12 protein-coding genes and 5 tRNA genes are annotated in these 10,782 nt (G+C 71.8%); 7 read left to right on the plus strand and 10 right to left on the minus strand.

Translation table 11 applies throughout. The annotated features are described in order from the left end of the window. Positions 1 to 98: 98 nt before the first annotated feature. Positions 99 to 542, minus strand: a complete 444-nt coding sequence (locus ACIBCK_RS19575) for a hypothetical protein (RefSeq protein ID WP_399391806.1) — start codon at positions 540 to 542, stop codon at positions 99 to 101. A 198-nt stretch (positions 543 to 740) separates the two neighbouring features. Here ACIBCK_RS19575 and ACIBCK_RS19580 point away from each other — a divergent pair, with 198 nt between their 5' ends. Further along, positions 741 to 1,274 (plus strand): DsbA family protein, encoded by a 534-nt coding sequence (locus ACIBCK_RS19580; protein WP_399391808.1) that lies wholly within the window; start codon positions 741 to 743, stop codon positions 1,272 to 1,274. On the opposite strand, the gene ACIBCK_RS19585 is transcribed toward ACIBCK_RS19580, so the two are convergent. The 3 genes from ACIBCK_RS19585 to ACIBCK_RS19595 form a co-directional block, all read right to left on the minus strand. Beyond that, on the minus strand, positions 1,271 to 2,095 hold the full coding sequence (locus ACIBCK_RS19585; RefSeq protein WP_399391809.1) for a GNAT family N-acetyltransferase: 825 nt from the start codon (positions 2,093 to 2,095) through the stop codon (positions 1,271 to 1,273). The two genes, ACIBCK_RS19580 and ACIBCK_RS19585, sit on opposite strands and share 4 nt — an antisense overlap. A 75-nt stretch (positions 2,096 to 2,170) precedes the next feature. Further along, positions 2,171 to 2,992, minus strand: a complete 822-nt coding sequence (locus ACIBCK_RS19590) for an aminotransferase class IV (protein WP_399391811.1) — start codon at positions 2,990 to 2,992, stop codon at positions 2,171 to 2,173. Further along, positions 2,989 to 4,068: a chorismate-binding protein gene (locus ACIBCK_RS19595; RefSeq protein ID WP_399392292.1), complete on the minus strand. Its 1,080-nt coding sequence runs from the start codon at positions 4,066 to 4,068 to the stop codon at positions 2,989 to 2,991. Before ACIBCK_RS19595 ends, ACIBCK_RS19590 begins: the two co-directional genes overlap by 4 nt. Positions 4,069 to 4,231: 163 nt before the next feature. On the opposite strand from ACIBCK_RS19595, the gene ACIBCK_RS19600 reads away from it, so the two are divergent. The 5 genes from ACIBCK_RS19600 to ACIBCK_RS19620 all read left to right on the plus strand — a co-directional run bounded on the left by ACIBCK_RS19600 (position 4,232) and on the right by ACIBCK_RS19620 (position 4,714). Beyond that, positions 4,232 to 4,304: transfer RNA gene (locus ACIBCK_RS19600), tRNA-Gly, on the plus strand. Between the two features lie 39 nt (positions 4,305 to 4,343). Beyond that, positions 4,344 to 4,417: transfer RNA gene (locus tag ACIBCK_RS19605), tRNA-Cys, on the plus strand. A gap of 1 nt (position 4,418) precedes the next feature. Beyond that, positions 4,419 to 4,490, plus strand: a tRNA-Val gene (locus tag ACIBCK_RS19610). A gap of 48 nt (positions 4,491 to 4,538) precedes the next feature. Continuing rightward, positions 4,539 to 4,610, plus strand: a tRNA-Val gene (locus tag ACIBCK_RS19615). Positions 4,611 to 4,639: 29 nt separating this feature from the next. Next, positions 4,640 to 4,714: transfer RNA gene (locus ACIBCK_RS19620), tRNA-Val, on the plus strand. A 55-nt stretch (positions 4,715 to 4,769) separates the two neighbouring features. Here the strand turns inward: ACIBCK_RS19620 and ACIBCK_RS19625 are convergent. The 4 genes from ACIBCK_RS19625 to ACIBCK_RS19640 form a co-directional block, all read right to left on the minus strand. Beyond that, positions 4,770 to 5,075: a zf-TFIIB domain-containing protein gene (locus ACIBCK_RS19625; protein WP_266868962.1), complete on the minus strand. Its 306-nt coding sequence runs from the start codon at positions 5,073 to 5,075 to the stop codon at positions 4,770 to 4,772. Positions 5,076 to 5,144: 69 nt separating this feature from the next. Then, positions 5,145 to 6,134 carry an aminoglycoside phosphotransferase family protein gene (locus ACIBCK_RS19630; protein ID WP_399391813.1) on the minus strand — a complete coding sequence of 330 codons (990 nt, stop codon included), beginning with the start codon at positions 6,132 to 6,134 and terminating at the stop codon, positions 5,145 to 5,147. A 190-nt stretch (positions 6,135 to 6,324) separates the two neighbouring features. Next, positions 6,325 to 6,531 carry a hypothetical protein gene (locus ACIBCK_RS19635; RefSeq protein ID WP_399391815.1) on the minus strand — a complete coding sequence of 69 codons (207 nt, stop codon included), beginning with the start codon at positions 6,529 to 6,531 and terminating at the stop codon, positions 6,325 to 6,327. A gap of 198 nt (positions 6,532 to 6,729) precedes the next feature. Next, a complete protein-coding gene (locus ACIBCK_RS19640; protein WP_399391817.1) occupies positions 6,730 to 7,026 on the minus strand; it encodes a hypothetical protein in 297 nt (98 codons plus the stop codon). Between the two features lie 195 nt (positions 7,027 to 7,221). Between ACIBCK_RS19640 and ACIBCK_RS19645 the strand changes: the two genes are divergently transcribed. Beyond that, positions 7,222 to 8,547: a serine/threonine-protein kinase gene (locus tag ACIBCK_RS19645; RefSeq protein ID WP_399391819.1), complete on the plus strand. Its 1,326-nt coding sequence runs from the start codon at positions 7,222 to 7,224 to the stop codon at positions 8,545 to 8,547. On the opposite strand, the gene ACIBCK_RS19650 is transcribed toward ACIBCK_RS19645, so the two are convergent. Continuing rightward, a complete protein-coding gene (locus ACIBCK_RS19650; protein ID WP_399391820.1) occupies positions 8,538 to 9,356 on the minus strand; it encodes a TrmH family RNA methyltransferase in 819 nt (272 codons plus the stop codon). The two genes, ACIBCK_RS19645 and ACIBCK_RS19650, sit on opposite strands and share 10 nt — an antisense overlap. Positions 9,357 to 9,442: 86 nt before the next feature. Then, positions 9,443 to 10,675, minus strand: coding sequence for a uroporphyrinogen-III C-methyltransferase (gene cobA, locus ACIBCK_RS19655; protein ID WP_399391822.1), 1,233 nt, complete (start codon positions 10,673 to 10,675; stop codon positions 9,443 to 9,445). Positions 10,676 to 10,782: the final 107 nt, after the last annotated feature.

The following is a 10,782-nucleotide window of genomic DNA, read 5'->3' on the forward strand; positions in this document are numbered from 1 at the left end:
GACGCTCACGGCCGTCCGACGCGGACGGTGGTTGACGGCCACGCGTGTTGACGGTCACGCGGCCGTGGCCGGCCGATCTCAGATCTGCTCTCGGATTCTCAGATGCCGTGCTTCTTCAGGATGGCCTCGATGTCGCTGAAGTCCTCCTTGGGCGCCGCCGCCTTCGGCTGGGCCGCAGGCTGCGCGGCCGGGCGGGAGCCCTGCCCCAGGGAGGGTGCGGACGCCGCAGGGGCCACCGCGTCGCGCTGGGCCGCCTTCGCGGCCTTGCGTTCCTTGCGCGTGCCGCCGGAGCGGCGCTCCACGGCGCGCGTGATCATGAACAGCAGCCAGGCGACGCCGAGCACCCCGAAGCCCGCCCACGCCTTCATGCTGAACGCGGTGTCCGCGAGCCAGCCGACGACGCCGGTCATCACCAGGCCGACCGGGACCAGCGAATAGGCGGCGAGGCGCGTCGCCGCCAGGAAACGCTTGCGATAGGCCGTGATCGCGGCGATGCCGAGGCCGGCCGCGGACACAGCGGAACAGACGGTCTCGGCAATCATCCGGTCCTCCAGGCGAGCGGGCGTGGACGGTGGCACCGTCCGGCACTGTCTTCCCCTCCATCCTGCACCGGGTGACCCCTCGCAGGCCACGCCCCGAGCGGACTTCAGGGACATATCAGGGTCACGCCTCCTCCGCAGGTTCCGGTCGGCCCCCGTCCCCGGTTGGGAGGCGCACGCCGGGCTGGGAGACTGTGACCCATGAGCGACTCTGCCCCCGCGGCCCCCGCCGGACCCCTCGTCATCGACATCTGGTGCGAGCTGCAGTGCCCGGACTGCCGGAGTGCCCTCGACGACGTACGCGCACTCCGTGCCCGCTACGGCGACCGCGTCGACCTGCGGCTTCGGCACTTCCCCCTCGAAAAGCACCAGCACGCCTTCGCCGCCGCCCAGGCCGCCGAGGAGGCCTTCGAGCAGGGGCAGGGCTGGCCGTACGTCGAGGCCGTACTCGGCAAGGTCGAGGAGCTGGCCCGCGAGGGCGACCCCTTCCTGGTCGAGGCCGCACGGGAACTGGGCCTGGACGCCGAGGAGTTCGACACCGCCCTCGTCGACGGACGGCACATTCTGATCGTCGACGCCGACCAGGCGGAGGGCAAGGCGATCGGCGTCACCGGGACACCGACGTACGTCATCGAGGGTGAGCGCCTCGACGGCGGCAAGAGCCAGGAAGGGCTGCGCGAGCGCGTCGAGGAGATCGCGGACCGCCTCCTCGCGGCCTCCGGGCAGGACGCCTAGAGCAGCTGCTTGTAGACGTAGTACATGACCGGTTCGTAGCCCAGCGACTCGTACAGGCGCAGGGCCGGGATATTGCCCGCGAAGACGTTGAGGCCCAGGCGGTCGAGGCCCGCCTCGCGTGCCTGGGCCTCCGCGAGGAGCATCAGGGACCGGCCGTGGCCGCGTCCGCGGTGTTCCTCCACCACCTCGACGTCGAAGACGAACGCGTCGTCGTCGCGCTGCGCCAGCCACAGGGTGCCGACCACCGTGCCCTCCTGGGTGAGCACGCTGAGACGGGTGCCGGGAGTGGCGACCCCCTGCGGCAGGTGATCGGCGTGGTCGGCATCGGACTTGGCGCGTGCCTCCGCCTCGGGGACACCGCGCTCGATCCAGGTCTGCGCGTAGGCCTCCTTCTCGCGGGCCAGCCAGACCTCGTACTCGTCGTCCGTCATCGGCCGCCCCTCGATGCCCGCCGGCAACGCGGGCGGCTCGGCGGTCAGGGGCTTGACCATGTGGCGGTTGCGCTCCAGATAGCCGAGCGAGACGGCGAGACGGTGGGCCGCCGCGGCCTCGGCGGGCACGGCCACCTCGATCCGCTCGCAGTTCCAGCCGCGCGCCACCTCCTCGGCGGCGAGCACGGCGACGGTGGCACGGCCGCGTCTGCGATCGGGCTCCTTGATGCTCAGGTCCCGCATCTCGGCGACACCGGGCCCGAACACGGGGTGCGTGGCGAGTTCTATCCCGCCCACAGGACGGCTGTTCACGTGCACTTCGTACATGCGTGACTTCGCGCCGTCAGCGCTCTGCTGAAGCGGCCCGGTCGGCCGCAGGGTCGTGGTCATCAGTGGTGTTCTACCCGCCCTGCGGCTCATACGTCATCAGGATTGCGTGCACTTGGGGCGTCTGGCCCGACCGGTTCAGGGGTCGAGGTCGTCCGCCGCCCGCTCGCCGAAGATCCGCATCGCCTTGGCGGTCACCGGTCCTGGAGCCCCCGGCAGTTCGCGCCCGTCGACGCGGTGCACGGCCTGGACGTCACGGAGCGTCGAGGTCAGGAACACCTCGTCGGCGCGGTCCAGGACATCGAGCGGCAGGTCGGTCTCGCGCGCGCCTGTCCAGTCGACGGCCAACGCGCGCGTGATGCCCGCCAGGCACCCGGAGGCGACCGGAGGGGTGTGGATCTCGCCGTCGAGGACGACGAAGACGTTCGATCCCGTGCCTTCGCACAGCTGCCCCACCGTGTTGGCGAACAGTGCCTCCGAAGCGCCCTGTTCGTGGGCGCGCGCAAGGGCGACGACATTCTCCGCGTACGAGGTGGTCTTCAGGCCGGTGAGGGCGCCACGCTCGTTGCGGGTCCACGGCACCGTGATCACGGCGGTCGTGTCGGGGCGCCTGCTCGCCTCCCCGAGAGCGACGACCAGCGTCTGCCCCTGGTCGCCGCGGTCCGAGCCGAGCGGCGAGAGGCCACCGGTGTACGTGATGCGCAGCCGTCCGAGCGGCATCGGGTTGGCGTCGATGACGGCGGCGCAGGCCGCGCGCACCTCGTCCAGGTCCGGCTCCGGCAGGCCGAGGCCGCGCGCCGAACGGGCGAGCCGGTCCAGGTGCCGGGTCAGCGCGAAGGGCCGCCCCTCGACCGTTTTCACCGTCTCGAAGATGCCGTCCCCCACGGTCAGTCCGTGGTCGAGCACGGAGACGCGGGCGGTATCGAGGTCCTGCAGGCCGCCATTGAGCCAGATCTTCACTGAGGGGTCCCTCCACTCACTTCGTACGCTCCCGACGCTACCGCCAGCAGCCGTTCCGCTTTCAGTTCGGTCTCGCGCCACTCTCCCTCGGGGTCCGAGCCCCAGGTGATCCCGGCGCCGGTGCCGAACCGCAGCAGGCCCTCCGCCCGGTCGATCCAGAAGGTACGGATACCGACGGCCAGTTCACCGGTTCCCCGGTCGGCGTCGACCCAGCCGATGCCGCCGCAGTACGGGCCGCGGGGCGAGGTCTCCAGGGCTTCGATGATGCGCAGGGCGCTGGACTTGGGGGCGCCGGTGACGGAACCGGGCGGGAACGCGGCGGCGAAGATCTCGGGCCAGCCTGCGTCGGGGGTCAGCTCGCCCCGGACGGTGGAGACGAGGTGGACGAGCCCCGGATGCTTCTCGACCACGCACAGGTCGGGGACGGTCACGGAGCCGGTCACGCATATCCGCCCGAGGTCGTTGCGGACGAGGTCCACGATCATGACGTTCTCGGCGTAGTCCTTCTCCAGGAGATCCGCCTCGGTCCGGCCCGTGCCCTTGATCGGCCCCGATTCGACGACGCGTCCATCGCGGCGCAGGAACAGCTCGGGCGAGGCCGTCGCTATCTCGACGCCGTGTCCGGGCAGGCGGATCGTTCCGGCGTACGGAGCGGGATTCCCGCGCGCGAGGAGCGCGGTCAGGGCGTCGATGTCTCCACAGGCCCCGCCGTCCCCGCCGTCCGTGAGCGGCGCGGACAGCACCCGGCAGAGGTTCGCCTGATAGACGTCCCCGGCCGCGATGTGTTCCCGCACACGACGCACGCCGTCCACATACGCGGCGCGGTCGAGCGACGACACCCAGTCACCGGCGGCGGGTCCTCGCCATGCCCCCGGCACCGGCGCGGGCACCGGCTCGGCGCGCACGTCGTCGAAGCGGGCGCAGATCAGTCCGCCCTCGAAGTTGGCGCAGACCGCCCAGAAACCGCGGGAGTCAAGCGCCGAGGGATCGCTGGTCACGTCCCTGAGACCGGTCGCGAGCAGGCCGCCGAAGCGCGCCATGGGCAGGGACGCCCCGGCGGGCGGCCGGGAGGACATCTGAGGGGGGCTGTGCACGTCTGCGAGTCTATGACCGGCGTCCTGGTCGCGCCCCGGGCCGGTGACAGCGCAGCACGCTGCGCAAACGCGTTTTTGTACTGGCCCAGGAATCCGCTAGAGTTCAACACGTCGCCGGGACGCGCAAGCGGACCGGGAAAGACAAGCGGACGTAGCTCAGTTGGTAGAGCGCAACCTTGCCAAGGTTGAGGTCGCCAGTTCGAACCTGGTCGTCCGCTCGCAGGAAACGGGGGATCTTCCCGAACCCCCGCACTCCTGGTGGAGTGGCCGAGAGGCGAGGCAACGGCCTGCAAAGCCGTCTACACGGGTTCAAATCCCGTCTCCACCTCCAAGCGCGATTAGCTCAGCGGGAGAGCGCTTCCCTGACACGGAAGAGGTCACTGGTTCAATCCCAGTATCGCGCACGCAGAACACACGCAGAACAACTGAAGGTCCGGTCCGCAAGGATCCCCGCGCGATTAGCTCAGCGGGAGAGCGCTTCCCTGACACGGAAGAGGTCACTGGTTCAATCCCAGTATCGCGCACGCAGAACGCAGCACATGCAGGTTGACCCGCGCGATTAGCTCAGCGGGAGAGCGCTTCCCTGACACGGAAGAGGTCACTGGTTCAATCCCAGTATCGCGCACCATCCGTACGAAGCCCCCGGCCGTTCCCACGGCCGGGGGCTTCGTCGTTCCTCCGGGTCAGGAGGAGAAGAGCATGTGCCCGAAGCTCTTGTGGCGCTTGTTGTGGCCGTAGTGCCCGCCGTGACCGCCGTGGTGGCCGCCGTGCTGGGGAGCGCCCCACTGGGGTGCGGGAGCGGCCGGGTACGCCTGCGGGGCCGGCGGCGGGGGCGGGGCCTGCTGGCCGCCCCACTGGGACTCGACCCGGCTCAGGGCCTCCAGCTCGCCGTAGTCGAGGAATATCCCGCGGCAACCGCTGCACTGCTCGATCTGGACGCCATTGCGGTTGTACGTGTGCATCGGTGCATGGCACTTGGGACACTGCATGGTCGGCTCAACTCCTCGCCGGTCGTGACTGCTTCGCCGGATCTCTGCCCGGCTTCGGTGCGTTGCACCCTACTTCGTGGGGGTGGGAGCCAACTCCGGCGGGACGGCGGCCATTCGATCACAGGCGTCGACCACTGCCTGCTCGATCTCGTCCAGGGGGCGGCTCTCCCTGTCCGACTTGGCCACGGCCAGGGCGGCGGTCTGCGCGGTGAGCGCGCGGGCCGGTACGTCGAGGGCGGGCCAGGGGTCGGTGCCGTCGGGCGAAACCGCAGGACCGCGTGCCGCGCGGTAGGCGCCGAGGAAGCGGGTCCACTCGTCCGGGGAGAGGAGGCCGCAGGCGTACCAGGCGGCGGGGCGGGCCAGGTCCCAGGCCGGGTCACCGAGCCCGAGGTCGTCGACGTCGATGAGCAGCCAGCGCCCTTGCGACGTGCGGACCAGCTGGCCCAGGTGCAGGTCTCCGTGGCACAGGAGCTTGGGGTCGGGGGCCGGAGCCTCTGCGCGGGCCCAGGCGGGGAGCGTGGCCCAGGCTCGCTCGACGGGGGCGGCGGCGGGGTGCGGTCCCGCGGCCCGCATGCGCGTCATCGCACGGGCGGCCTTCGTGGGCCCGCGCATGTCCGGGAGCGGGTGCGGGAGTTCGGCCGGGGGCGTGGCGTGCAGCCGGGCGAGAAGGGTGGCGGCGGCTTCCCAGGGGGCCGCGTCGGGGTCCTCGCGGTCCACCGGGGTGCCGGCCTCCCAGAGGGTGACAAGACGCCCGTGGAGTGGGCTCGCCGTCGTGCCGAGCGGAGGGAGGAGGGTGCCGTGGAGGGCGGCGGCGACCTTCAGGCGCGCCGTCAGTTCGGCGGGGTCCGTGCCGGGGGCGTGCGCCTTGGCCACCGTGTCACCGTGCCGTATGACGGTGGCGTCGTCCCGGTCGGCGAGGACGGCTTCGGGGGCGCAGGCGCAGGGCCTCGGGGTGCGGTGGGCTGCGTGGCGGACCTTGGCGGTCAGCGCGGGCAGCAAGGCGGTCACGGGTCCCCCGGGGTGCGTCGAATGGGTCTTCCGCGAGGGTACGCAAACCATGGGGCTCCGCCCCTTGGACCCCCGACAAGATGTCCTCGAACGCCGGACGGGCGGACATAAAAAAAGAAGTGCCCGCGCAGCTCCCCAGCTGCGCGGGCATTTCTCGTGCCGTCCGCCGCACCCCCGTCCCCACGGGGTTTCCTGGCCGGATGTCCCCGCCCGGACCGCTCATCCGGGCCCGGGGCGCCGCTCAGCGCCCCAGCATCACGCCCACGGACGACGCCTGTGTGACCACTGCTTCCCAGCCGCCGAACACGACGACCAGCAGGGCCGCCAGGGGAAGAACCATGGCCGTCGCCACCAGGGGGTGGCGCGTACCGGACGGGCGGACGCCGAACGAGGCGAAGGCCTTGCGTCCTTGCGTGCGGATCATTGCCCGCGGTGCCGTGTCCGCCATGGTTCCTCTCCTGACCGAGTCTGTATGAATTTAAGAGCGGCGGGTGTCGGACCTCGGGGGACGAGTGCTGCACCCGCCGCTTGACCTCAAATCTAGGGGGGTGGGAGGCCTGGGTCGTCATGCCCTCGTACCGATTGGCGGGCCTCCCGGAGGATGACCGATCGTCGGTCATGTACTCCCGTGGGTGGAGACGGGGTCCTAGGTCTCAGGGTCTTCCCGGAGGGGGCGGGCCGCCTGCTCCGATGTGTCCTCGCGGGGAACGGGCTGCTCGACCAGAGCCAGGACGCGGCTCGCCATGAACCGCGCCGTCCGCACGACCGAACCTCCCCCGCTGCCTGAAGGGCGCGGGGGGACCCCCAGGGTGACTTCGCTCACTTCGACCACCCCCCTGCGGACCGCCGTCTCCACCCGGCGGCCCGCCCGGCTCGCCACCACCTCGTACGTCCGTGTCGTGTCCCCGGCGTCCACGACTATCTCCACGCGATCACCCTTCACGGGATCAATCCCCCTTCAGCGATGGATGGTTGGGGTCGGCGGCCCCCACAACGGCCGCCCGCTCCCGTGCCCCTGACCACTCTTCAAGTTTCCCACCCGGCACTGACAATCGGTCGGGCCGTGAGGGCGCGGCCTCTGCACCTGCCCGGCCACGGAAACGTAAGCTGTGGCACGACAACGAACCGGGCAGCGGGGATGGACATGGCGATGATGCGGCTCCGGCGCGAGGACCCGCGTGTCGTCGGCTCGTTCAGACTGCACAGGCGGCTGGGCGCCGGCGGCATGGGTGTCGTCTACCTGGGGTCGGACCGGCGGGGGCAGCGCGTCGCCCTCAAGGTGATCCGGCCCGATCTGGCGGAGGACGAGGAGTTCCGGTCGCGCTTCGCGCGCGAGGTCTCCGCGGCCCGGCGCATCCGCGGCGGCTGCACCGCGCGGCTCGTGGCCGCCGATCTCGACGCCGACCGGCCGTGGTTCGCCACGCAGTACGTCCCCGGGCCCTCCCTGCACGACAAGGTCGCCGCCGAGGGGCCGCTCTCCGCGGCCGACGTGGCGGTCGTCGGTTCGGCGCTCGCCGAAGGCCTCGTAGCCGTCCATGAAGCCGGTGTCGTGCACCGGGATCTGAAGCCGTCGAACATCCTGCTGTCCCCGAAGGGGCCGCGGATCATCGACTTCGGCATCGCCTGGGCCACCGGCGCCTCGACGTTGACCCATGTGGGCACCGCCGTCGGGTCGCCCGGGTTCCTCGCGCCCGAGCAGGTGCGCGGGGCCGCCGTCACCCCCGCCACGGACGTGTTCGCCCTCGGCGCCACACTCGCGTACGCGGGGATGGCGGACTCGCCCTTCGGGCACGGCAGTTCAGAGGTCATGCTCTACCGCGTCGTCCACGAGGAGGCGCAGCTCGGCGGTGTCCCGGACGCGCTCGCGCCGCTGATCAGGGCCTGCCTCGCCAAGGACCCGGAGGAACGTCCCAGCACGCTCCAACTGTCGCTCAGGCTCAAGGAGATCGCGGCCCGCGAGGCGCAGGGCCTGACGGACCCGCGGCCGCCCGCGCCCCGGCAGGACCAGGACCGCCCGACGGGGCGGATGGCCGAGGAGTACGCGGACCAGCGCACCCAGCGGCGTCAGTCGCAGGGCACTCCCCCGCCGCGGCCCGGTTCGTCACGGCCGGGCTCCTCGCGCACCGGTTCCTCGCGGACCGGTTCCTCGCGCACCGGGCCCTCCCGCACGGGGTCCTCACGGACCGGTTCCTCGCGGGGCGGGTCCAGTTCCTCCCGGTCGGGTTCGCGTCCCGCGCAGTCCCGGAACACCACGCGCTCCGGCGTGCGTCGGCCCGCCAATCCGCGGCTGCTGCGCCAGCGGCTCTTCGTGTTCGTGGTCGTGACGCTGCTCGCGGCGCTGGGGATCGCGGCGGCGCAAGGCTGCCAGGGGCCCGCGCGCGGGCTCGGCGGCAGCGGCGTGCACGATGTGCGCGACGTACAGCAGAGCCAGCGGCAGACCTCGGGGCCGGGTCCTCAGAGCTGAGGGCGGCCCGTCGCCACGGCGTAGAACGCGACGGCCGCCGCCGCTCCCACGTTCAGGGAGTCGACGCCGTGGGCCATCGGGATGCGGACCCATTCGTCCGCTGCCATCAGAGCCTTCGTGGTGAGGCCTTCGCCCTCCGCGCCGAGCATCAGCGCGACCCGGTCCATGCGGTGTGGGGCCGCCTCGTCCAGGGTCTTCGCCTTCTCGTCCGGGGTGAGCGCGAGGAGGTTGAAGCCCGCTTCCCGTACGCCCTCAAGGCCCTTGGGCCAGGATTCGAGGCGGGCGTAGGGGACGGAGAAGACCGCGCCCATGGAGACCTTCACCGAACGGCGGTAGAGCGGGTCCGCGCAGTCCGGTGAGAGCAGGACCGCGTCCATGCCGAGGGCGGCGGCGCTGCGGAAGATCGCACCGATGTTGGTGTGGTCGTTCACGGACTCCATGACGACGACGCGGCGCGCCCTGGTGAGGAGTTCGTCCGACGTGGGCAGCGGCTTGCGCTGCATCGAGGCGAGGGCGCCGCGGTGCACGTGGTAGCCGGTGACCTGCTCGGCCAGGTCGGGGTTGACCGCGTACACCGGGGCCGGGACCTCGTCGATGACGTCCCGCATGACGTCGACCCACTTCGCGGAGAGCAGCATCGAGCGCATCTCGTAGCCCGCCTGCTTGGCGCGCCTGATCACCTTCTCGCCCTCGGCGATGAAGAGGCCCTCGGCGGGCTCGCGCTTGCGGCGCAGTTCGACGTCGGTCAGGCCCGTGTAGTCGCGCAGGCGCGGGTCGGCGGGGTCGTCGATGGAGATGAGATCAGCCACAGGGTGATACTGCCTTGTCCTGGGTGTGGTGCCAACGCCTGGGGGCGGGTTGGGTTACCGGTGGTTACGCGGAAGCTGGGGGGCGATCAAGCGGGGCTGCCCGGCCCCACCTTCACCACGTCGCCGATGACGATGACGGCCGGGGGCTTCACCTCGTGGGCGGCGACCTCGGCGGCGACGGTCGCGAGCGTGGCGTCCACGCGGCGCTGGGCCGCTGTGGTGCCCTCCTGGATCAGGGCGACGGGGGTCTCGGGCGACCGGCCGTGGGCGGTGAGCTTCTCGGCGATCCTGCCGATCTTGTCCACGCCCATCAGGACGACGAGCGTGCCGCGCAGCTTGGCCAGTGACGCCCAGTCGACCAGGGAGCGCTCGTCGTCCGGCGCCACGTGGCCGCTGACCACCGTGAACTCGTGAGCGACGCCGCGGTGCGTGACGGGGATGCCGGCGGCGCCGGGCACCGAGATCGAGCTGGAGATGCCGGGGACCACCGTGCAGGGGATTCCCGCTTCGGCGAGCGCCTGGGCCTCTTCCATGCCGCGTCCGAAGACGAAGGGGTCGCCGCCCTTGAGACGGACGACCGACTTGCCCTGCTTCGCGTGCTCGATGAGGGCGTTGTTGATGGCCTCCTGGGCCATGTAACGGCCGTACGGGATCTTCGCGGCGTCGATCACCTCGACGTGCGGCGGGAGTTCGTCGAGCAGGTCGCGGGGGCCGAGCCGGTCGGCGATGACCACGTCCGCCTCGGCGAGGAGGCGACGGCCTCGGACCGTGATGAGGTCCGGGTCGCCGGGGCCGCCGCCGACGAGGGACACGCCGGGGGTACGGGTGCGGTGGTGGGGCGCGACGAGGGTGCCGTCGCGCAGTCCCTCGACGACCGCGTCACGGATCGCCGCGGTACGGCGGGGGTCGCGGCCGTGGATGTCCGTGGTGAGGACGGCGACCGTGACGCCTTCGGAGCGGCCGGTCGCGGGGGTCAGCGCTGTCGCGGCATCGGCGTCGTCCGAGCGGACGCACCAGACGCGGTGGGCCTCGGCTTCCGCGGAGGCCGCCGTGTTGGCCTCGGTGTCGCTGGTGGCGATGAGGGCGTACCAGGCGTCCTTGAGGTCACCGGCCTCGTAGCGACGGCGCTCCCAGGTGATCTCGCCCCCGTCCGCCATCGCTTCCACAGAAGGCGTCGCTGTGGGCGATACGAGGAGGATGTCGGCGCCCGCCGCGATCAGGGCGGGGAGGCGGCGCTGGGCCACCTGGCCACCGCCGAGCACGACCGTGCGGCGGGCGGTGAGGCGGAGGCCTACGGGGTAGGCGGGGCTTTCGGCCATGGCGGGTGGCTCCTCGTGCGGGGCGCGGGGCTTTGCGGGTGCCGCTGCGACGGTGGGGCGGCTGTGACGGCGCTTTGACGTGCGGGTTCAGTATGGCTGGGGCGGGG

It is taken from the genome of Streptomyces sp. NPDC051218 (assembly GCF_044455475.1).
GTDB lineage: Bacteria > Actinomycetota > Actinomycetes > Streptomycetales > Streptomycetaceae > Streptomyces.

What these genes read in the sequence shown, in the direction of transcription:
- ACIBCK_RS19575 (WP_399391806.1), bottom strand. Translation starts at nt 542, where the DNA reads ATGATTGCCGAGACCGTCTGTTCCGCTGTGTCCGCGGCCGGCCTCGGC.
- ACIBCK_RS19580 (WP_399391808.1), top strand. Translation starts at nt 741, where the DNA reads ATGAGCGACTCTGCCCCCGCGGCCCCCGCCGGACCCCTCGTCATCGAC.
- ACIBCK_RS19585 (WP_399391809.1), bottom strand. Translation starts at nt 2,095, where the DNA reads ATGACCACGACCCTGCGGCCGACCGGGCCGCTTCAGCAGAGCGCTGAC.
- ACIBCK_RS19595 (WP_399392292.1), bottom strand. Translation starts at nt 4,068, where the DNA reads ATGTCCTCCCGGCCGCCCGCCGGGGCGTCCCTGCCCATGGCGCGCTTC.
- ACIBCK_RS19625 (WP_266868962.1), bottom strand. Translation starts at nt 5,075, where the DNA reads ATGCAGTGTCCCAAGTGCCATGCACCGATGCACACGTACAACCGCAAT.
- ACIBCK_RS19630 (WP_399391813.1), bottom strand. Translation starts at nt 6,134, where the DNA reads ATGGTTTGCGTACCCTCGCGGAAGACCCATTCGACGCACCCCGGGGGA.
- ACIBCK_RS19635 (WP_399391815.1), bottom strand. Translation starts at nt 6,531, where the DNA reads ATGGCGGACACGGCACCGCGGGCAATGATCCGCACGCAAGGACGCAAG.
- ACIBCK_RS19645 (WP_399391819.1), top strand. Translation starts at nt 7,222, where the DNA reads ATGGACATGGCGATGATGCGGCTCCGGCGCGAGGACCCGCGTGTCGTC.
- cobA (WP_399391822.1), bottom strand. Translation starts at nt 10,675, where the DNA reads ATGGCCGAAAGCCCCGCCTACCCCGTAGGCCTCCGCCTCACCGCCCGC.